This window comes from Micromonospora yasonensis, assembly GCF_026013475.1.
Lineage (GTDB): Bacteria > Actinomycetota > Actinomycetes > Mycobacteriales > Micromonosporaceae > Micromonospora > Micromonospora yasonensis.
The window spans coordinates 1-19189 of the sequence record NZ_JAPDPH010000022.1 but is presented as its reverse complement, the minus strand read 5'-3'; the positions used below and the strand labels follow the sequence as shown (position 1 = coordinate 19189).

Annotated in this window: 17 protein-coding genes; 4 read left to right on the top strand and 13 right to left on the bottom strand. The window is 72.9% G+C overall.

From position 1 onward, the window contains the following. Nucleotides 1–7: 7 nt before the first annotated feature. The 6 genes from ONA70_RS07480 to ONA70_RS07455 all read right to left on the bottom strand — a co-directional run bounded on the left by ONA70_RS07480 (nucleotide 8) and on the right by ONA70_RS07455 (nucleotide 8602). The gene (locus ONA70_RS07480) at nucleotides 8–1312 is read right to left on the bottom strand and encodes an ABC transporter ATP-binding protein (RefSeq protein ID WP_265005599.1); all 1305 of its coding nucleotides are present in this window, start codon (nucleotides 1310–1312) and stop codon (nucleotides 8–10) included. 86 nt (nucleotides 1313–1398) lie between these two features. Further along, nucleotides 1399–3588 (bottom strand): bifunctional glycosyltransferase/CDP-glycerol:glycerophosphate glycerophosphotransferase, encoded by a 2190-nt coding sequence (locus ONA70_RS07475; protein WP_265005598.1) that lies wholly within the window; start codon nucleotides 3586–3588, stop codon nucleotides 1399–1401. A 16-nt stretch (nucleotides 3589–3604) separates the two neighbouring features. Further along, entirely contained in the window at nucleotides 3605–5596 is a 1992-nt protein-coding gene (locus ONA70_RS07470; RefSeq protein WP_406601161.1) for a DUF5941 domain-containing protein, read from the bottom strand. After that, entirely contained in the window at nucleotides 5593–6336 is a 744-nt protein-coding gene (locus ONA70_RS07465) for an ABC transporter ATP-binding protein (RefSeq protein ID WP_265005597.1), read from the bottom strand. The genes ONA70_RS07470 and ONA70_RS07465 overlap by 4 nt, the downstream gene beginning before the upstream one ends. Next, nucleotides 6337–7167 (bottom strand): ABC transporter permease, encoded by an 831-nt coding sequence (locus tag ONA70_RS07460; protein ID WP_265005596.1) that lies wholly within the window; start codon nucleotides 7165–7167, stop codon nucleotides 6337–6339. 64 nt (nucleotides 7168–7231) lie between these two features. Further along, nucleotides 7232–8602: an L-serine ammonia-lyase gene (locus ONA70_RS07455; protein WP_265005595.1), complete on the bottom strand. Its 1371-nt coding sequence runs from the start codon at nucleotides 8600–8602 to the stop codon at nucleotides 7232–7234. A 401-nt stretch (nucleotides 8603–9003) separates the two neighbouring features. Here ONA70_RS07455 and ONA70_RS07450 point away from each other — a divergent pair, with 401 nt between their 5' ends. Beyond that, complete coding sequence (locus ONA70_RS07450; RefSeq protein WP_265005594.1) at nucleotides 9004–9201, top strand: PspC domain-containing protein; 198 nt, start codon at nucleotides 9004–9006, stop codon at nucleotides 9199–9201. Nucleotides 9202–9253: 52 nt separating this feature from the next. Here the strand turns inward: ONA70_RS07450 and ONA70_RS07445 are convergent, their stop codons facing one another. The 7 genes from ONA70_RS07445 to pdxH all read right to left on the bottom strand — a co-directional run bounded on the left by ONA70_RS07445 (nucleotide 9254) and on the right by pdxH (nucleotide 15256). Beyond that, on the bottom strand, nucleotides 9254–10018 hold the full coding sequence (locus ONA70_RS07445) for a DUF4230 domain-containing protein (protein WP_265005593.1): 765 nt from the start codon (nucleotides 10016–10018) through the stop codon (nucleotides 9254–9256). A gap of 100 nt (nucleotides 10019–10118) precedes the next feature. Next, nucleotides 10119–11279, bottom strand: coding sequence for an acyl-CoA dehydrogenase family protein (locus ONA70_RS07440; protein WP_265005592.1), 1161 nt, complete (start codon nucleotides 11277–11279; stop codon nucleotides 10119–10121). 32 nt (nucleotides 11280–11311) lie between these two features. Next, nucleotides 11312–11617 (bottom strand): type II toxin-antitoxin system VapB family antitoxin, encoded by a 306-nt coding sequence (locus ONA70_RS07435; RefSeq protein ID WP_265005591.1) that lies wholly within the window; start codon nucleotides 11615–11617, stop codon nucleotides 11312–11314. Nucleotides 11618–11738: 121 nt separating this feature from the next. Next, nucleotides 11739–12341 (bottom strand): nitroreductase family protein, encoded by a 603-nt coding sequence (locus ONA70_RS07430; protein ID WP_265005590.1) that lies wholly within the window; start codon nucleotides 12339–12341, stop codon nucleotides 11739–11741. A gap of 2 nt (nucleotides 12342–12343) precedes the next feature. Continuing rightward, nucleotides 12344–13267: an aldose 1-epimerase family protein gene (locus ONA70_RS07425; RefSeq protein WP_265005589.1), complete on the bottom strand. Its 924-nt coding sequence runs from the start codon at nucleotides 13265–13267 to the stop codon at nucleotides 12344–12346. A 67-nt stretch (nucleotides 13268–13334) separates the two neighbouring features. Beyond that, a complete protein-coding gene (locus ONA70_RS07420; protein WP_265005588.1) occupies nucleotides 13335–14630 on the bottom strand; it encodes an MFS transporter in 1296 nt (431 codons plus the stop codon). Continuing rightward, nucleotides 14627–15256: a pyridoxamine 5'-phosphate oxidase gene (pdxH, locus tag ONA70_RS07415; protein WP_265005634.1), complete on the bottom strand. Its 630-nt coding sequence runs from the start codon at nucleotides 15254–15256 to the stop codon at nucleotides 14627–14629. The genes ONA70_RS07420 and pdxH overlap by 4 nt, the downstream gene beginning before the upstream one ends. A 269-nt stretch (nucleotides 15257–15525) precedes the next feature. Between pdxH and ONA70_RS07410 the strand changes: the two genes are divergently transcribed. The 3 genes from ONA70_RS07410 to sepH form a co-directional block, all read left to right on the top strand. Continuing rightward, a complete protein-coding gene (locus tag ONA70_RS07410; RefSeq protein WP_265005587.1) occupies nucleotides 15526–16632 on the top strand; it encodes a citrate synthase 2 in 1107 nt (368 codons plus the stop codon). 276 nt (nucleotides 16633–16908) lie between these two features. After that, nucleotides 16909–18036, top strand: a complete 1128-nt coding sequence (serC, locus tag ONA70_RS07405; protein ID WP_265005586.1) for a phosphoserine transaminase — start codon at nucleotides 16909–16911, stop codon at nucleotides 18034–18036. A 188-nt stretch (nucleotides 18037–18224) separates the two neighbouring features. Continuing rightward, nucleotides 18225–19189, top strand: a 965-nt coding sequence (gene sepH / locus ONA70_RS07400; RefSeq protein ID WP_265005585.1) for a septation protein SepH, incomplete at its 3' end; no start/stop codon positions are given.

The window sequence follows — 19189 nt, the reverse complement described above, 5'->3', positions numbered from 1 at the left end:
TTACACCTCAGCGCCAGCCGACGTCGATCCGGTCGCCGCGCTCGTCGAAGAAGTGGAGGGCGTCCATGCGTACCTGGACGGCCAGCGGGTGCCCCGCCGACACGGCCGGGTACGGGGCGAGCCGGACGGCCAGCTCCGCCGGGCGGCGGTGGTGCCGGCCCGGGTCGGGGAGCACGCTGGTCCGGTTTCCGGCACCGCTCGGCGCGGAGACCGGGGCGTCCACGGACCGGCCGGCGAGACGCTGCATCACGTGGCCGAACCGGCGCAGGCCACGCTGGCCGGGCACCGTGTTCTCCACGGGGGTGCCCATCTCGTCCACCACGATCGCCGTGGCGCCGATGTCGAGGAAGGCCAGCGACTCGTGGCCGTGGTGCTCCAGGTAGCGGATCCGCCCCTGGAGCACGTGGCCCTGGGCGCCCGGGGCGACCGGGGTGAGCGCCTCGGCCCGCATCCCGACCACGATCCGCTCGCCGTGGTAGTGCGCCACGGCCCGGCTACGGATGTCGTCCCAGGGCAGGTAGAGCGTCTGCTCGCCGAGGTTCAGCGCCACGTACCGGTCGAGGTGGACGTAGACCGACGCCTCCAGCAGGTTCATCCGGGGGCTGCCGAGGAACGCGGCGACGTAGAGGGTCGCCGGCCGGCCGTACACCTGGGTCGGGGTGCCCACGTCCTGGAGCACGCCCTTGCGCATGATGGCGACGCGGTCGGCCATGGTCAGCGCCTCGGCCTGGTCGTGCGTGACGTAGATGGTGGTGACGCCAAGTTCGCGGGTCAGCCCGGAGATCTCGGCGCGCAGCTCGGCCCGGAGGCCGCTGTCCAGGTTGGAGAGCGGCTCGTCCATCAGGAACAGGCCGGGCCGGCGCACGATCGCCCGCCCCATGGCGACCCGCTGCCGCTGGCCGCCGGAGAGCTGGCTGGGCTTGCGGGCCAGCACGTCCCCGATGCCGAGCGCGCTGGCCACGTCCTGGATCCGCTCGCCGCGGGGCCCCGGCTCGACGCCGGACAGCCGCAGCGGGAAGCCGATGTTGTCGCCGACGGTCATGTGCGGATAGAGGGCGAAGTCCTGGAAGACCATGGCGATCTTCCGCTCCCGGGGTGGCAGGTCGTTGGCCACCTCACCGTCGAGCATGACGGCGCCCGAAGTCGGGTCCTCCAGCCCGGCCACCATGCGGAGCACGGTGGACTTGCCGCAGCCCGACGGGCCGAGCAACACCATGAACTCGCCGTCGTTGACGTCCAGATTGACGGTGTCGACCGCGACTGTCCCGTCCTGGAACACCTTGGTGACATCCTTGAGCGCGACGGTGGTCACCGTCTCCTCCCCAGCTCTCGGCCGAACCCGGGAATGACTGTGACGAGGATCATTCGGTTCGCACATCGGGTAAACGTGCCATGTTGTCAGGCCGGCTCGTCCAGGAAGACCCGGCGGACCACCCGCTCGGCGGCGTGCCCGTCGTCCAGGGCGCAGAACCGTGACCGGAACCGGTGCCGGTCGTTCTCGGCCTCCGGTGCGCGCAGCGCGCCCGACCGGAACACCTCCAGCAGGGCCGGGAAGTCCAGGGCCACCGCGCCGGGCGGCTCGGCGATCAGGTCGAAGTAGACGCCCCGGGCCACCCGGTACGCGTCCCAGTCCGGCGCGTACACCACGATCGGCCGGTCCAGCACGGCGTAGTCGAACATGGCCGACGAGTAGTCCGTGACCAGCACGTCCGCCGCCAGGTAGAGGTCCTCCACCCGGTCGTGGTCGCTGACGTCCAGCACCCCGCCGGCGGCCGGCCCCCGGGGTCGCCGGCCCCGGTCGAGGAAGTAGTGGCTGCGCATCAGCAGCCGGCCCGACGGGCCGAGCACGTCGCGCATCCGGTCCGGGTCGAACGGCGGCCGCCACCCGGGCAGGTGCTCCCGGTGGGTGGGCGCGTAGAGCACCACGAACTCGTCCGGCCCGATGCCCAGTTCCTTCCGCACCTGCTGGCACTCGTCCGGGGTGGCCAGCGCCAGCCGGTCGTTGCGCGGGTAGCCGACCTCCAGGGTGGTGTACGCGGCCGGGTACGCCCGCTCCCACATCTGCGTAGAGAAGCTGTTCGAGGAGACGCTGAAGTCCCACCGGTCCACCCGGTGCAGCAGCTTGGCGAAGTCCATCTCCATCGCCCCCATCGGGTACCGCTGCTGGTCCAGCCCCATCACCTTGACCGGGGTGCCGTGGTGGGTCTGCAGGTGCACCGAGCCGGGCCGCTTGCGGACGAAGTCCGGGAAGTTGACGTTGTTGACCAGCCACCGGGCCCGGGCCAGCGCCCGGTAGTAGTCCCGGGTGCCGGAGACCACGTACTCCACACCGGACGGCAGGGTGTCCACCCGGTCCCGCCGGACCACCCAGACGCCGCGCACCTCCGGGGCGAGGCGGCGCGCGGCGGTGTAGATGGCGGCCGGATTGCAGGCGAACCCCCGGTACCAGTACGCGGCGAAGACCGCGAGCGTCGGGTCCAGCGGCCGGTGCAGTTCGCCCCGGTAGTACTCGCGCAGCGCGGCGTCCCGGGCCTGCTGCGCGGTACGCCGAGCCACCGGCAGCACCCGGCGCCGGACCCGGCGGGCCGTCCGCCGGGCCGTCTCGGCCGCCTGGTTGGCGTCGCGCAGCGCGCTGAACGTCCGCCAGCGCCCGGCGGCCACCAGGCGGTGCTTCAGCCCCTCCACGCCGGGCGGGACCGGGTAGCCGCCGGGCGGCAGGAAGCGGGCGTAGTCGGCGTGGATCTGGGCGAAGAACGCCGGCCGCAGCTTGGGGGCGATCCGTTCGCCGTTGCCCAGCACGGTCAGGTAGTGCCAGATCATCCGCTCGAAGAGGTCCGGGCGCAGCGCCAGGGCCTCCGCGTCCCACCGGTCCAGCAGCCGGAACACCCGGTGCCACTGGGCGAACACCTCGAAGTGCCGGTCGCCCCGGGTCCGGGTGATCGCCCCGGTCCGCCGCTGCCGGTAGTTGAGGCAGATCCGGTCCAGCACGCCGATCCGCTCGGCGGCCAGCAGCACCGGATAGCTGAACGAGACGTCCTCGTACCAGCCGGGTTCGAAGCGCAGGCCCCGCTCGACCAGGAACTCCCGCCGGACCAGCCGGTTCCAGGCGGTGTGCAGCAGCCGCACGGTCTCCGGCCGGTCCAGCAGCCGGAAGGTCGTCTCGCCGGGCGGCTCCGGGAACACGTCGCCCATCGCGCTGCGGGTGCCGATGTTGTTCCAGTGCGCCCGGAGGTGGTCGACGATCAGCACGTCCGGGCGGGTGGCGTCGAGCCGGTCGGCCACGTGCGGCAGGCAGCCGGGGACCAGCCAGTCGTCGCCGTCGACGAACCAGACGTACTCGCCGACGGCCCGGTCCAGCCCGATGTTGCGGGCCGGACCGAGCCCGACGTTCTCGGCGAGGCGGACCGGGCGGACCCGAGGGTCGCGCTCCGCGTACTCCACCAGGATCTCGCCGCTGCGGTCCGGTGAGGCGTCGTCGATCCCGACCACCTCGAGGTCGTCGTACGGCTGCTCGAGGATCGAGTCGAGACACTCCCGGAGGTAGCCCTGCACGCGATAGGCCGGAACGATGAAGCTGAGCAGAGTCATCCCGGCCGGCCCTCCGTCAGCCCGGCGAGCGGACACCTCCGCCCGTCGGGGCCGGCGCCCGCCGGGCGCGAGCCGGCAGGACCACCCAGGCGAGGACCACGCTCGCGACAAAAACCACTAGAAGGTACGCACCGAGTGTAGCCAGAGCGAAGCTCACGATTCCGGCTATTGCCGCGAGACCCAGCAGGACCGACCGCCCCTCCCAGCCCAGGGAGGCGGCGTGCAGCGGCGGTGCCACCTGCCGCTTCTCCAGCCTGGCCGTCAGGTCGTAGTGGTGCAGGGTCAGCACGAAGACGTACCCGAAGATCAGCCAGGCGGGCGCGCCACCGACCACCGCGACCGCGATGGCGAAGAGATACTCCCCGGCCCGCAGCGCGGCCGGGATCAGCCAGTCCAGCGGCCCGTCCGGCGTCGCCCGGACGCCCAGCGCGGCCAGCAGCCAGACCAGCAGGGCCACCACGACCACCCAACGCGGCGTGTCGGTGCCCCATCGCCAGGCGAGCAGGAGCAGCACCACCGGCCCCAGCGCCGGCAGCACGGCGAGCCAGAGCACGCCGACCCCCGGGCGGGCAGCCCGGAGCAGGAAGCGTTCCAGGCCCGACGGGCGGGCCGCCGCGAACCGGTGGACCACCGGGCCGTCGTCCCGGTGCAGGGTCACATCGACCGTGGTCATCACCGGCACCCGCATCCACCAGGCGCGCAGGGTCCGCAACGCCCCGGTGTACGCGAACGCCAGCGTGCCCCAGACCAGCACCGCGCCAAGCGCCACCAGCGGGCTGAAGAGCGCGGTGGCCAGCGCGATCAGCGCCCACCGCTCCCCGATCGGGAAGACCACCGTCCGCTTCAGCCAGTACGACACCGAACCGGTGTCCGCCTGCACCTTCGTCGAGGCCGCGTTCAGCTTCCCGCCGATGCCCTCGGCGTCCTCGACCGTGGCGCGGGGCCGCCGGGCCGCCTCGTCGTGCAGCACGCCGTACCAGGCGTCGGTCATGTGCCGTACGGTCTGCAGGGTCATCGCGGCGATCGCCAGCGCCCAGCCGTAGCGGAAGCCGGCGTGCGTGGCGCCGTAGCCGAGGCCGGCGTAGACCACGTACTCCTTGGCCCGGTCGGCCATGGTGTCCAGCCAGCCACCCCAGGCGCTGAAGTGCCGGGTGTAGCGGGCCAGTTGCCCGTCCACGCAGTCCAGCACGAAGCCCAGGTAGAGCAGGACACCGCCGGCGACCAGCGCGGCCCGGCCGCCGACCCCGAAGAGCACGGCGGCGACCACCGCGAAAGCCACCGAGATCATGGTCACCCCGGTCGGGCTCAGGCCGAGCCGGGCAGCCGCCTTCGTCACGTACGGGGACCAGGTGCTGACGAAGAACGTGGTGAAGAAGTCGTCCCGCTCCTTCACCGACAGCCGCAGCTCGGCCTTGTCCTCGTCGACCGTGGCCACCGCCGCCTCGGCCGCGCGCAGCTCCGCCTCGGTGCCGACCCGGTGCGCCACGAGCAGGCGTACCCGGTGGGCGAAGATCAGCGACCCGCGCCCGGCGAGTCCGGCGAAGAGCTGGTCCAGCGCGGACGCCGGGTCCACGCCCCCGGTGGCCGCCCGCTCGGCGGCGGCGACCAGGTACGGCAGGTCCGCCCGGCCCACCCGCAGCGCGCCGCCGAACACCCCGGTCGCGCCCGCCTGATCGTTCACCGCGACCACCTGGCCGCGGTCCTCACGGACCGTCGCCCGGCCGGGCGCCGGCGGGTCGGTGAGCACCAGGGCCACCGTCGGCCCCACCGGGCTGGTCGCGAGGTGCTTCAGCACCGCGGTGTGCGCCACCAGGTCGGCCTCGCTGAGCAGCACCGGGCCGGTCGCGGCGGCCAGCAGTTCGGCCAGCTCGGTCAGGCCGGCGGCCACCCGCACCTCGGTCGCCCCGGCCCGCCGCCACTGCCCGGCGAGCCGGTCGGCCAGGCGTTCCCCGGATTCGGTGGTCAGGCCCGCCGCCGGCCCGGCGGCGAGCACGATCGCGAGCGTCACCGCGTCGAAGCGCTGGCGTACGCCCGCAGCGCCTCGTCGATGGTCCCGTCGACGGTCAGCCGTCCGGCGTCGAGGTAGAGCCCCCGACGGCAGAACCGGGTGAGGTCCTTTTCGTTGTGTGACACCAGCACCAGCGTGCGCCCTTCCGCGAGAAGTCGCTCGATGGTCGCATAGCACCTGGCGCGGAACTCCGCGTCCCCGACCGCGGTCACCTCGTCCATCAACAGGATCGGATGGGGCAGGTGCGCGATGATCGCGAAACCGAGCCGGACCTTCATGCCGGACGAGTAGTGCCGGACCGAGGTGTCCACCGAGCGTTCGACCTGCTCCCCGGCGAACGAGACGATCTCGTCGAAGTGTCGTCGCAGGTACGCCGTGGACAACCCGTGCAGCCCGCCCACCAGGTACAGGTTCTCCCGCCCGGTCAGGTCGTTGGAGAAGCCGGCGGAGAGTTCCAGCAGCGGGGCCACCGCGCCGCGTACCCGGATCCGGCCCTCGTCGGGGATCAGCACCCCGGCGATCAACCGCAGCAGAGTGCTCTTGCCGGTGCCGTTCCGCCCGACCACCCCCACGGTCTCGCCCGGCTCGATCCGGAACGACACGTCCCGCAGCGGCCAGAACTGGTCGGTGGCGGCGCTCCGCCGGCCGCGGTGGATCAGCAGCTCGCGCAGCCGGAGCTGGCGGCGCCGGTTGCGCACGAACTGGATGCCGAGCCCCTCCGCCTCGATGATCGCCGGCATTCAGAGTTCCTTGAGCACGGCCGGTTCGAGCCGGCGGAACGACCACCAGCCGGCGGCCAGCACCAGCAGGCTGTCCAGCACGGTCACGGCGAGCAGCCGGGCGTCGGGGAACTGGTCCGGGTACCAGATCGCGTGGTGCAGCTGGAAGATGCCGACCAGCGGGTTCAGCTCGTACCCGATCTTGATCCAGGTCGGCATGCCGGAGTCCCGGACCAGGGTGAGCGGATAGATGATCGGGGTGGCGTAGAAGAGCACCCGGATGATCAGCCGCATGAAGCGCTCGATGTCCCGCATCAGCACGTTGCACGCCGACAGCAGCAGCGCGAGCCCAACCAGCAGGACGAACTGCACCGCCACCGCGAGCGGCAGGGCGAGCAGCGGCCACCAGCCGGGGTGGATCTTCCCGTGCGCCAGGTAGATCGCCGCGATGCCGGCCAGGATGGGCAGCCCGGCGAGGTACTCGGCGAACCGGCCGGTGACCCGGCCGATCGGGAAGACCTGGCGGGGCACGTTCATCGTGGTGATCAACCGGGCCTGCCCGGTCAACGCGTTGGTCGCCTCGCTGAGCGCCGAGCTGGCCCACATCCAGGCGAAGATGCCGGTGATCAGAAAGAGCGGGTACGACCCGGCCGCCTCGCCCAGGTGGCGCCGGGTGGCGCCGGAATAGAGCACGCCGAAGACGAACCAGTAGATCAGGCCCATGCCGAGCGGTTCGAGGAGCGACCAGAAGTAGCCCAGCAGCGACTGCTGGTACTTCACCGCGAGGTCCCGCTTGACCAGGATGCGCAGCGAGTTACGGGCCGACCAGAGCGCGGCGACTCCTGTCGTCACCGTCCCATCCTCGCCTCCGCCATCACCGGTCGACAACGCTACCCCCGGGGTCACCCCTTCGGGTTCAGCACTCGATGACGTTGACGGCGAGGCCGCCCCGCGCCGTCTCCTTGTACTTCACCTTCATGTCCGCGCCGGTCTCCCGCATGGTCTTGATGACCTTGTCGAGCGAGACGGCGTGCACGCCGTCACCGCGCAGCGCGAGCCGGGCGGCGGTGATCGCCTTGATGCTGGCCACCGCGTTGCGCTCGATGCACGGGATCTGCACCAGGCCGCCGACCGGGTCGCAGGTCAGCCCCAGGTTGTGCTCCATGCCGATCTCGGCCGCGTTCTCCACCTGCGCCGGGGTGCCGCCCAGCGCCTCGGCGAGCCCGGCCGCCGCCATCGAGCAGGCCGACCCGACCTCACCCTGGCAGCCCACCTCCGCCCCGGAGATCGACGCGTTCTCCTTGAACAGCACCCCGATCGCGCCGGCCGCCAGCAGGAACCGGATGACACCCTCGTCCGAGGCACCCGGCACGAACCGCGTGTAGTAGTGCAGCACCGCCGGGATGATCCCCGCCGCTCCGTTCGTCGGCGCGGTGACCACCCGGCCGCCGGCCGCGTTCTCCTCGTTCACCGCCAGGGCGAACAGGGTGACCCAGTCCATCGCGCGCAGCGGGTCGGTGGCGTCGGCCTCGGCCTCCAGGCTGCGGCGCAGCTCGGCCGCCCGGCGGCGGACCTTCAACCCGCCCGGCAGCACGCCGTCGCGGGCGCAGCCGTTGTCCACGCATTCGCGCATGACCCGCCAGATCTCCAGCAGCCCGGCCCGCACGTCCGCCTCGCCGCGCCAGGAGAGCTCGTTGGCCAGCATCACCTCGCTGATCGACAGCCCGGTCTCCCCGGTCACCGCGAGCAGCTCCGCGCCGGTGAGGAACGGGTACCGCACCCGGGTGCTGTCCGGCTTGATCCGGTCCGCCCCGGCCGCCGCCTCGTCCACCACGAAGCCGCCGCCCACCGAGTAGTACGTCCGGGCGCGTACCTGCGCCCCGGCCGCGTCGAAGGCCGCGAAGGTCATCCCGTTCGGGTGGTACGGCAGCGAGCGCCGCCGGTGCAGCACCAGGTCCCGGTCCGGGTCGAAGTCGATCTCCTGGGCGCCGAGCAGGCTCAGCCGCCGCTCCGCCCGGATCCGCGCCACCCGTGGCCCGACGCTGTCCGTGTCGACCGTCTCCGGGGCCTCGCCCTCCAGGCCGAGCAGCACCGCCCGGTCGCTGCCGTGGCCGTGCCCGGTGGCGCCCAGCGAACCGAACAACTCCGCCTGCACCCGGGTCACGTCGGCGAGCAGCCCGTCCGCCTTGAGCCCGGCCACGAACGTCCGCGCGGCCCGCATCGGACCCACGGTGTGCGAGCTGGACGGCCCGATACCGACACTGAAGAGGTCGAAAACGCTGATCATGGCTGCACTTTCCTCGCCGTCGTACCCGTTGTACGGATCCGGGCCGGTGTGCGCCGTCCCCGGTCCGGGACGACGGGTGGACCCCGGGGGTGTGGGGCCCGACCGGCGAGCCTACCTGCCCAGGTCAGTACCCGTCCGCACCCCGGCACACGCCCACTCTCCGCCGCCACCCGCCTCCCCACCGTCACCACCCCGCCGCACGAGCGGCCGGGGCGGGCACCGCCGGCAAGCAACCACACCCGCCTCGCCGGCGATCGCCGGGTCCTTCGGGCGGGGCCGGCCGGGGTATGCACCTACGGGTGCCCGGGTCGCCGATCCTCCTCGGGGCCGAGGGCGCGGTGGGCACCCGTTCCTAGCGTGGAATTCAGCGCGGCGGATCGCCGCAGAGTGGGAGTACGACGATGAGTCGCAAACTGGTCCGGCCCCGCCAGGGGCGCATGTTCGCCGGTGTCTGCGCCGGTCTGGCCCAGCGGTTCGGCATGTCCGCCGGCATGGTCCGGCTGCTGTTCCTGCTGTCGCTGCTGCTGCCCGGCACCCAGGTGATCATCTACCTGATCCTCTGGATCCTGATGCCCAACGAGGACCGCGTGCGCTATTGAGCCGGACAGCGCGACGCCCGCCCGGGGACCGGGCGGGCGTCGGTGTCGAGAATCAGGGGGCCGTGTAGGTGACCGTGATCTTCTGGTAGCCGAGGGAGCGGAGCAGACCCTCCAGCATCTTGCGGGTGTTCTCCTCCGCCCGGGTGGTCAGCCCGCTGTCCCGGGCGGCGGTGGTGATCCGGTCCTCGGCCAGCTTGTAGACCGCCTGCTGCCGGTTGGGATCGCCGGCCACCAGGTCGTTGAGCCGGTTGATCAGGCCGCGTTCCTCGGCGAAGACGTAGCTCTTCTCCAGGTCGAGGTCGGTCTCGCCGAGCTGCGGCGCGGGCAGCTTGATCTCCACCGACTTCTTGTCGTCGGAGACCACCACCGCCCCGTCGGCGATCTTCGCGAAGTCCACGTACGCCTCGACCCGGCCCGCCCCGACGAAGAGCGTCCGCTCGTTGAGCAGGAAGTCCGGCACGTTCTTCCGGTCCTTCTGCAGGTCGACGACCACCTGGAAGTCACCCTCGGCGGCCACGTACCGGCTGAGGTCCCGGATCGACTTCAGCAGCGGCGGCTGGCTGCGGTCGGTCTGCTGCTGGGCGAACGGGTTACGGAAGTGTGGCAGGATCCCGGTCGCCTGCACGCCGAGCAGCGCCACCACGACCAGCGCGGCCGCGCCGAGCACCACGAGCAGGCCGCGGACCGGGCCGCCGGACGACCGCGGGCCACCCGGTGCCGGTTCGCCTGTGACGTCCGCCCGGGCCCGAAGGTGGTCGCCGGTCGGGTATTCCGGGAACTCCCTGGTGGGCTCGTTGATGTCACCGTCGCGGGCCATTCGCCCTCACCGTCCTCGTCAGACACATCGACTGATGATGACGGTACGGCCCTGGTGCGACACTCGCCCGTCGGGCGACCCGAACGGGTGAACCCGCAGCTCAGGCGAAGGCGGACAGCCCGGTGAGCTGCTGACCGATGACCAACTGGTGGATCTCCGAGGTGCCCTCGTAGGTCAGCACGCTCTCCAGGTTGTTGGCGTGCCGCATCACCGGGTACTCGCCGGAGACGCCGTTCGCGCCGAGGATGGTCCGGCACTGCCGGGCGATGGTGAGGGCCTCTCGGACGTTGTTCAGCTTGCCCACGCTGACCTGATGGGGCCGCAACCGGCCGGCGTCGGCGAGCCGCCCCAGGTGCAGCGCCAGCAGCAGGCCCTTGTTCCACTCGACCGCCATGTCGGCGAGCTTGGCCTGGGTGAGCTGGAAGCCGGCCAGCGGCCGGCCGAACTGGGTCCGGGTGGTCGCGTAGGACAGGGCGGTCTCCAGGCAGTCGCGGGCCGCGCCGAGCGCGCCCCAGACGATGCCGTGCCGGGCCTCGGTCAGGCAGCTCAGCGGCGCCTTGAGCCCGATCGCCTCGGGCAGCCGGGCGTCCGCCGGGAGCCGCACGTCGTCGAGGGCGATCTCCCCGGTCAGCGACGCGCGCAGCGACATCTTGTGCCGGATCTCGCGCGCCGTCACGCCGGGCGTGTCCATGGGTACGGCGAAGCCACGCACGCCCTCATCGGTGCGCGCCCAGATCACCCCCACGTCGGCGATCGGCGCGTTGGTGATCCACAGCTTGCTGCCGTTGAGGATCCAGTCGTCGCCGTCCCGGCGGGCCCGGGTGGCCATCGAGGCCGGGTCGGAGCCGTGGTCCGGCTCGGTCAGCCCGAAGCAGCCGATCGCCTCACCGGCCGCCATGGCGGGCAGCCAGCGCTGCTTCTGCTCCTCGCTGCCGTAGCGCCAGATGGCGTACATGGCCAGCGAACCCTGCACCGAGACCAGCGAGCGGACGCCGGAATCGCCGGCCTCCAGTTCCAGGCAGGCCAGTCCGTACGCGACGGCCGACGCGCCGGCACAGCCGTACCCGGTCAGGTGCATGCCGAGCAGGCCGAGCTTGCCGAACTCGCGGGCCAGCTCGCGGGCCGGGACCTGGCCGTCCTCGTACCAGCCGGCGACGTGGGGGCGTACCCGATCGTCGACGAGCTGGCGCACGACGGCGCGGATCTGCCGCTCCTCCTCGTCCAGCGACGCGTCGATGTCGAGCAGGTCGAGAGGAGTCATGCCGTCACCTTAACGAAGACTCAGGGAGGGGGTCACTCGCCCAGCGGGCTGAGCACCAGCACCCGGGCGTGGATCTGGTTGCGCTGCTGGAGCGCCGCCCGCAGCGCCCGGTGCAGGCCGTCCTCCAGGTAGAGGCCGCCGTTCCACTGCACGACGTGCGGGAAGAGGTCGCCGTAGAAGGTGGAGTCCTCGGCGAGGAGCTTGTCCAGCGCCAGCTCGCGCTTGGTGGTGATGAGCTGGTCCAGCCGCAGCGGGCGCGGCGGGATCTCCGCCCACTGCTTGAGCGTGAGGTTGTGCTCCGGGTAGGGACGCCCGTCCCGGACCGCTCTGAAGATCAAGGCGCGCTCCCCTCCCCCTGGCCCGGCTGGTGATGTCGGTGCCAGCCTAGCCGCACCCGCCACACCGCGTTTTACTCCCTCATGTCGGTTTCGCCAGCACCGTTACCCCGCCGGGATCCGTTCAACTCCACCGGCCCCGCCGGACCACCTCGTCCACCGGGCGCCGACCTCGGCGCAACGACGGTGACCGGTGGTCCGGCGCCCGGTAACCGATGGTGATCGCGCCGACCGGCTCGTATTCCGCCGGCACCCCGAACGCCTCCCGGTACGCGTCGAGCCGGTGCGGCGGGATGCCGAAGAAGCACGCGCCAAGCCCCTCGTCCACGGCGGTGAGCAGCATGAGCAGCGCGGCGAAGCCGGTGTCCACGTACCAGTAGGGCACCGGCCAGCGCTCGGTCGACCGGTCCGTCCAGCCCTTGTCCGCCTCCGCGTACCGGTCCAGATAGACGGAGCGGTTGGCGTGCGGCACCACGATCAGCGGGGCCAGACGCATCCCGGCCAGCCAGCGCTCCCGCCCGCCACCACCCGGGGTGGCCGCCGCCCAGAACCGCTCCCGGTCGGCCGGCTCCTCCAGCACCAGGAAACCCCAGCCCTGGGCGAAACCCGCCGAGGGCGCCCGGGTCGCGTGCGCCAGCAGGCGGTCCACCACCTCGGGCGGGACCGGCCGGTCGGGGTCGTAGTTACGGATCATCCGGCGCCGGCGGACGACCTCGGCGAACTCCACGCTCAGGCTCCGGGCCGGATGCCCCAGGCACCCCGCCAGGTCTCGCCGGGGGCCAGCGTGATGAGGCCCTTGCCGGAACGGAACGCGTCCGCCGGGCAGGTCATCGGCTCCACCGCGACCGAGCGGCGGCGGCGCTCGCCGGAGAGGGTGTCGCCGGTGAACACCTGCCACCAGCCGAACTCGCGGTCCGCCCAGACGTGCACGGCCGCCCCGCCCGGCCCGGCGAGGGTCACCGACGAGCCGCCGTCGGCGTCCCGGACGACGTCGCCGAAGGCCACGTCGAGCACCGCGGCACCGATCGCCCGGGGCTCGGTGAAGTCGTACTCGGTGCCGGCCACCTCGGTGGCGGCGACCGGCAGCAGCCGGCCGTCCACCAGCACCCGGGTACGCCCCGGCACCCGCAGCGACACCTCGTCCACACCCACCCCGGCCAGCCGCAGGTAGGGGTGCACCGAGAAGCCGAACGGCGCCGGCTCCCCGCTCAGGTTGGTCACCTCGTGCTCGGCACGCAGCCCGTCCGCCCCCACGGTCCACCGGGTACGCAGCCGCAGCGACCAGGGGTAGCCCGGGCGCGGCGGCAGGTCGTAGCCGATCGTGACGCTCTCCGGCGACTGCTCGATCAAATGCCAGGCGACCCAGTTGACCAGCCCGTGGAGGGCGTTGTGCCGGGCCGGCTCGCTCAGGTCGAGCTGCAACGACCGCTCACCGAAGGTGTACGCGCCGTCCCGGATGCGGTTGGGCCAGGGGGCGAGCACCTGGCCGGCCGAGCCGGGGCAGAGCTCGTCCGCCTCGTACCCGTCGAGGTGGTCGACCCCGTCGTGCCGGTAGGTCCGCAGGCCGCCGCCGACCTCGACCACGACGGCCTCGTGGCCGTCGGCGGCGATGGTCCACTGTGCCCCGGACGGTGACTGCGCGGCGATCTCCATGCCGGCGACCTTAGTCGACGTGAGGAAGGGCCCCCGGTCAACGCCGGCGGTAGGGCAGGGTCCCCTGCTACCGGGTGGCGGCGGTGGCGGACCGGTAGCGGAGCAGTGCCGGGAAGGCCACCACCAGCAGTACGGCCAGGACGGCCGAGGCGAGGCCGCCACCGACCATGGCGACCCCGGTGCCGAACGCCGCCGCCGTGGCGCCGGCCCGCAGGTCGCCCAGACGCGGGCCGCCCGCGACCACCACGGTGTTCACCCCCTGGAGCCGGCCGCGCATCCGGTCCGGCGCGTAGACCAGCAGCATCGACTGCCGCAGGGTCGCGCTGACCAGGTCAGCGGCTCCGGCGAGGCCGAGCAGCAGCACCACCAGCCAGAGCTGGCGGGCCAGCCCGGCCAGGGCGATCGCCACGCCCCAGCCCACCACGGCGACCACCAGGACCAGGCCCTGCCGGCGTACCCGGCCGATCCAGCCGGAGGTGAGGCCGCCCAGCATCGCGCCGATGGCGATGGCGCTGTAGAGCCAGCCGACCGCGGCGCCGCCACCGAACCGCTCCTGGGCCAGCTCGGGGAAGAGCGCCCGGGGCATCGCCAGGATCATCGCGATCAGGTCGATGGCGAAGGAGAGCAACAGCACCGGCGTGGTGGCCAGGTAGCGGAACCCGTCGACGATGCTGGACAGGCCGGCCCGACGCGAGCCGCCGCCGCCGCCGTCCGGGTCCGGCTCGGGCAGCATCGCCGGCAGCCGCAGGGTGGCCCAGAGCGAGACGGTGAACAGCAGCGCGTCCACCGCGTACGCGATCGGCAGCCCGGCCTCGGTGGGCCAGGTGGCGAAGATCAGGCCGGCGGTCAGCGGGCCGAAGACCGAGGTCGCGGTGAACGTGGTGAAGTTCAGCGTGCTGGCGGCCGGGACCAGCTCGACCGGCACCAGCCGGGGCAGGATCGCGCTGCGGGCCGGCGAGGTGATCGCGAACGCGGTCGACTGCACCGCCACCAGCGCGAGCAGCAGCAGCGGACTGCCCACCCGCAGCAGCGACTGGAGCAGCAGCGCCAGGGTCGACGCCCAGAGCAGGGCGCCCCCGGCCAGCAGCACCCGCCGCCGGTCCCGGGCGTCGGCGACCGCCCCGCCCCAGAGTCCGAACACCAGCAGCGGCAGGAAGCCGGCGATCCCGAGCAGGCCGACCCAGAACGAGCCGCCGGTCAGGTCGAACATCTCCACCGGCACCGCCACGGCGGTGAACTGGAAGCCGAACATGGCCACGCCGTTGCCGAGCCACACCCGCCGGTACGCCGGCACGCCGAGTGGGCGCAGGTCGATCGCCCAGCGGTGCGCCCCGCGCGGCCGGGCCTCCTTCACTCCGGTCACGGTGCCAGCCGCTCGACGACCCAGGCACCCTCGTCGGTCCGCCGGAAGCGCAGCCGGTCGTGCAGCCGGCTGGCCCGGCCCTGCCAGAACTCCACGGTCTCGGGGCGGACCCGGAACCCGCCCCAGTGCGGCGGCGCGGGGATCTCGTCGACCCGGGCGAAGCGCTCGGCCGCGGCCCGGTACGTGGCGTCCAGCGCGGCCCGGTCCGGGACGACCGTGGACTGGGCGCTGGCCCAGGCGCCGAGCTGGGAGCCGCGCGGCCGGCTGGTGAAGTACGCCTCGGTCTCGGCCCGGTCGACCCGCTCCACCCGCCCGGCCACCACCACCTGGCGCTGCATCGGGAACCAGGGGAAGACCAGGCTGGCCCACGGGTTGGCGGTCACCTCGACGCCCTTGCGCGACCCGTAGTTGGTGTAGAAGACGAAGCCCTCGGGGTCGTACCCCTTGAGCAGGACGGTCCGGCCGCTGGGGCGGCCGTCGGCGTCGGCGGTGCCGACCACCATGGCGTTCGGCTCGGGGAGCGGGTACGCCACCGCGTCGGCGAACCAGCGGGCGAACTGGGTGGGCCAGTCCGCCGCGAGATCCGATTCGGAAAGGCCCAGGTCGGCCGCGTACTCGTTACGCATATCGGCCGGAGCTGGTGTGTTGCCCGTCACTCTCGTCGTTCCTTCCCTCGGCGTCCGGCGTCCCCCGACGCTGGCCACGCCCCGCCACCCAGTCTTCTCCAGCCCGCGAGCTTGTCCACTGGCGGGGATGTCATGTGGCGCACAGTCGCCGCGGGTCGCGCACTCGGTTACCGAGCAGGCAAGATGTCACGAACACATCCCTGAGGGTCGCCTAAGCCGCGGGCCGGTCGAGCCCGCGCGGCCACCACCGCCGGAAGCCAGGAGACGACATGTCCGACTTCAAACCGGGCCTGGAGGGCGTCGTAGCCTTCGAGACCGAGATCGCCGAACCGGACCGCGCGGGCGGATCGCTGCGCTATCGCGGCGTGGACATCGAGGATCTGATCGGTCAGGTCTCCTTCGGCAACGTCTGGGCGCTGCTGGTCGACGGGCGGTTCGGCCCGGGCCTGCCGCCGGCCGAGCCGTTCCCGGTGCCGGTGCACTCCGGCGACATCCGCGTCGACGTGCAGTCCGCGGTCGCCATGCTCGCCCCGTACTGGGGGCTCAACCAGCTCCTCGACATCTCCGACGAGCAGGCCCGCGAGGACCTGGCCCGGGTGTCGGTCACCGCGCTCTCCTTCGTCGCCCAGTCCGCCCGCGGCCTCGGCCTGCCGGCCGTGCCGCAGAAGGAGATCGACAAGGCGGAGACGATCGTCGAGCGGTTCATGAAGCGCTGGCGGGGTGAGCCCGACCCGCGGCACGTCAAGGCCGTCGACGCGTACTTCATCTCGGCCGCCGAGCACGGCCTGAACGCCTCCACCTTCACCGCCCGGATCGTCGCCTCCACCGGTGCCGACGCCGCCGCCTGCATCTCCTCCGGCATCGGGGCGCTCTCCGGCCCGCTGCACGGCGGCGCGCCCTCCCGGGTGCTCAGCATGCTGGAGGCGGTCGAGCGCAGCGGCGACGCCGAGGGGTACGTCAAGGGCGTGCTCGACCGGGGCGAGCGGCTGATGGGTTTCGGCCACCGGGTCTACCGGGCCGAGGACCCGCGCGCCCGGGTGCTCCGCCGTACCGCCAAGGAGCTGGGCGCGCCGCGCTTCGAGGTCGCCGAGGCGCTGGAGAAGGCCGCCCTGGCCGAGCTCCAGGCCCGCCGCCCGGACCGGGTGCTCGCCACCAACGTCGAGTTCTGGTCGGCCGTGGTGCTGGACTTCGCCGAGGTGCCGGCGCACATGTTCACCTCGATGTTCACCTGTGCCCGGATGGGCGGTTGGTCCGCGCACGTCCTCGAGCAGAAGAAGCTACAGCGGCTGGTCCGCCCGTCGGCCCGGTACGTCGGCCACGGCCCGCGCAAGCCGCAGGAGGTCGAGGGCTGGAACGCCATCCCGCACGGCGTCTGAGGGGTGAGGAAGGCCCTTCTCAACGCCTTCGGCAGAGAAGGAACGCCAGCGAGGCCCCGGCTCCGGCCGGGGCCTCGCCGCGTGTGGCGCATCCCTCAGTGGCAGGAGTGGGACCAACCGCCGGAGCGGGTGCCGGGGGTGCGAGGATGAAGGCCGGCAGCGTTGCCGGCCGGGTCGGCGGACCCGGCCTCCCCGTGCGCCCGGCGCACGAGCCGGCCATTGGTCCGCGCCCGCTGAAGGGCCCGCCCTCGCCCATGCGGAAGGATCGAGACAACCGTGGCTGACGCACCGACCATCCGGATTCCCGACGACATCAAGCCCGCCGACGGGCGTTTCGGCTGCGGGCCGTCCAAGGTCCGTCCGGCGGCGGTCTCCGCACTTGCCGACGTCGCCACCAGCTACCTGGGCACCTCGCACCGGCAGAAGACGGTACGCGACCAGGTGGCCCGACTGCGCCGGGGCCTCGCCGAGTTCTTCGCCCTGCCCGAGGGCTACGAGGTGGTCATCGGCAACGGTGGCACCACCGCGTTCTGGGAGGTCGCCACCTTCGGGCTGGTCCGCGACCGGGCCCAGTTCGCCAGCTTCGGCGAGTTCGGCGCGAAGTTCGCCAAGTCGGTCAAGGACGCCCCGTTCCTGGGCGAACCGACCGTCCGCAAGTCGGAGCCGGGCACCGCGCCGGCCCTGGTGGCCGAGGCGGGCGTGGACGTCTACGCCACCCCGCACAACGAGACCTCCACCGGCGTGGCCGTGCCGATCAGCCGGGTGGCGGGTGCCGACGAGGGCTCGCTGCTGCTGGTCGACGCCACCTCCGGAGCCGGCGGCCTGGAGGTCAACGTCGGCGAGACCGACGTCTACTACTTCGCCCCGCAGAAGTGCTTCGGCTCCGACGGCGGCCTCTGGCTGGCCCTGATGTCGCCGGCCGCGATCGCCCGGGCCACCGAGATCAAGGAGTCGGGCCGCTACATCCCGGCCTTCCTCGACCTGGTCACCGCGATCGACAACTCGCGGCTGGAGCAGACGTACAACACCCCGGCGCTGGCCACCATCTTCCTGGCGGCCGAGCAGACCGACTGGATGAACGCGCAGGGCGGCCTCTCCTGGGCGGCCAAGCGCACCGCCGAGAGTGCCGGCATCGTGTACGGCTGGGCCGAGCGCGCCGAGTTCGCCACCCCGTTCGTGGCCGACCCGGCGCTGCGCTCCAACGTGGTCGCCACGATCGACTTCGCCGACGGGGTGGACGCCTCGGCGATCGCCAAGGCGCTGCGCGCCAACGGCATCGTGGACACCGAGCCGTACCGGAAGCTGGGCCGCAACCAGCTCCGCGTCGCGCTGTTCCCGGCGGTCGAGCCGGCCGACGTCGAGGCGCTCACCGCGTCCATCGACTACGTGGTCGAGCGACTCTGATCACCTCGTGACGGTGGGTGGTCGTCGGGGCTCCGACGGCCACCCACGGTGATCATCACCGCAGCTCAGTCACGACATGCCGGGTGTCGCATCCCCCACCTTCGGGTAGATGAGCGTACGGTGGTGCGAGACGCCCGGGTGGCCGGCTCGTGGCGTGACGGCCAGCGAAGCGGGACGGAGGCAAGCCCATGCGCCCAGTACGCTTCGTCGCCCTCTCCGAGGACGGCCAGGCTCTGGTGCTCACCGACGAGGTCGGGCGCCTGCTCGCCCTCCCCATCGACGAACGCGTCGCCGGGGTGCTGCACGCCGAACCTGGCGCGGCGCCCCTGGCGGTGGTGCCGACCTCGGCCGACCCGACGCCGTCCCTCTCCCCGCGGGACATCCAGGCCCGGATCCGCTCCGGCGAGTCCGCCGAGGATGTCGCCCGGATCGCGGGCGTCCCGGTCGACCGCGTCCTGCGCTACGCGGGCCCGGTGCTCCAGGAGCGGGCCATGCTCGCCCAGCACGCCCGCCGGACCCGGCTCAAGGGCGCGGAGAAGCCCACCCCGCTGGCCGAGGTGGTCAACGGCCGGCTGGCCCAGCACGGGATCGACACCGAGAAGATCTCCTGGGACGCGTACCGGCGGGACGACGGCACCTGGCGGATCATCGCCACCTGGCCGTCGGGCAAGGCCACCGCACAGGCGGTCTGGGACCTCGACAAGACCCGGCAGCAGGTCGCCCCGCACGACGACATGGCGCAATACCTGTGCGCCGAGCGCCCCACGCCGATCCTCGGCCAGGAGCCGGCGCCGGAGCGGGGCGGCCACGCGCTGCCCGGCCCGTCGCGCGGCGAGCCGAACCGGGGCGGGCACGGCCTGCCGACGCCGGCCGATCACACCCGCCCGGGGCGGGACCCGATCCGCGCCGGCCGGGATGCCCTGCTCGCCTCGCTGGACCGGCCGCTCGGCGGCTCGTCCGGCCGGGGCCTGGAGACCCGGTCCCCGGCCGCCATGGCCGGCCCGGACGCACCCCGGCAGCGGGCCGTCTCGGGCGGCGCGGCGGCACTGCTCGGCGGCGGTCAGGGGTCGGCGTTCGACGACGACTCGGACGCGCCGAAGGAGGTCCCCGCCGTACAGATCGGAAGGGGGGCGGGTAGGGGAAGGGGGGAGGG

What these genes read in the sequence shown, in the direction of transcription:
- ONA70_RS07410 (WP_265005587.1), top strand. Translation starts at nt 15,526, where the DNA reads ATGTCCGACTTCAAACCGGGCCTGGAGGGCGTCGTAGCCTTCGAGACC.
- pdxH (WP_265005634.1), bottom strand. Translation starts at nt 15,256, where the DNA reads ATGCGTAACGAGTACGCGGCCGACCTGGGCCTTTCCGAATCGGATCTC.
- ONA70_RS07455 (WP_265005595.1), bottom strand. Translation starts at nt 8,602, where the DNA reads ATGATCAGCGTTTTCGACCTCTTCAGTGTCGGTATCGGGCCGTCCAGC.
- ONA70_RS07465 (WP_265005597.1), bottom strand. Translation starts at nt 6,336, where the DNA reads ATGCCGGCGATCATCGAGGCGGAGGGGCTCGGCATCCAGTTCGTGCGC.
- ONA70_RS07475 (WP_265005598.1), bottom strand. Translation starts at nt 3,588, where the DNA reads ATGACTCTGCTCAGCTTCATCGTTCCGGCCTATCGCGTGCAGGGCTAC.
- ONA70_RS07425 (WP_265005589.1), bottom strand. Translation starts at nt 13,267, where the DNA reads ATGGAGATCGCCGCGCAGTCACCGTCCGGGGCACAGTGGACCATCGCC.
- ONA70_RS07445 (WP_265005593.1), bottom strand. Translation starts at nt 10,018, where the DNA reads ATGGCCCGCGACGGTGACATCAACGAGCCCACCAGGGAGTTCCCGGAA.
- ONA70_RS07440 (WP_265005592.1), bottom strand. Translation starts at nt 11,279, where the DNA reads ATGACTCCTCTCGACCTGCTCGACATCGACGCGTCGCTGGACGAGGAG.
- ONA70_RS07450 (WP_265005594.1), top strand. Translation starts at nt 9,004, where the DNA reads ATGAGTCGCAAACTGGTCCGGCCCCGCCAGGGGCGCATGTTCGCCGGT.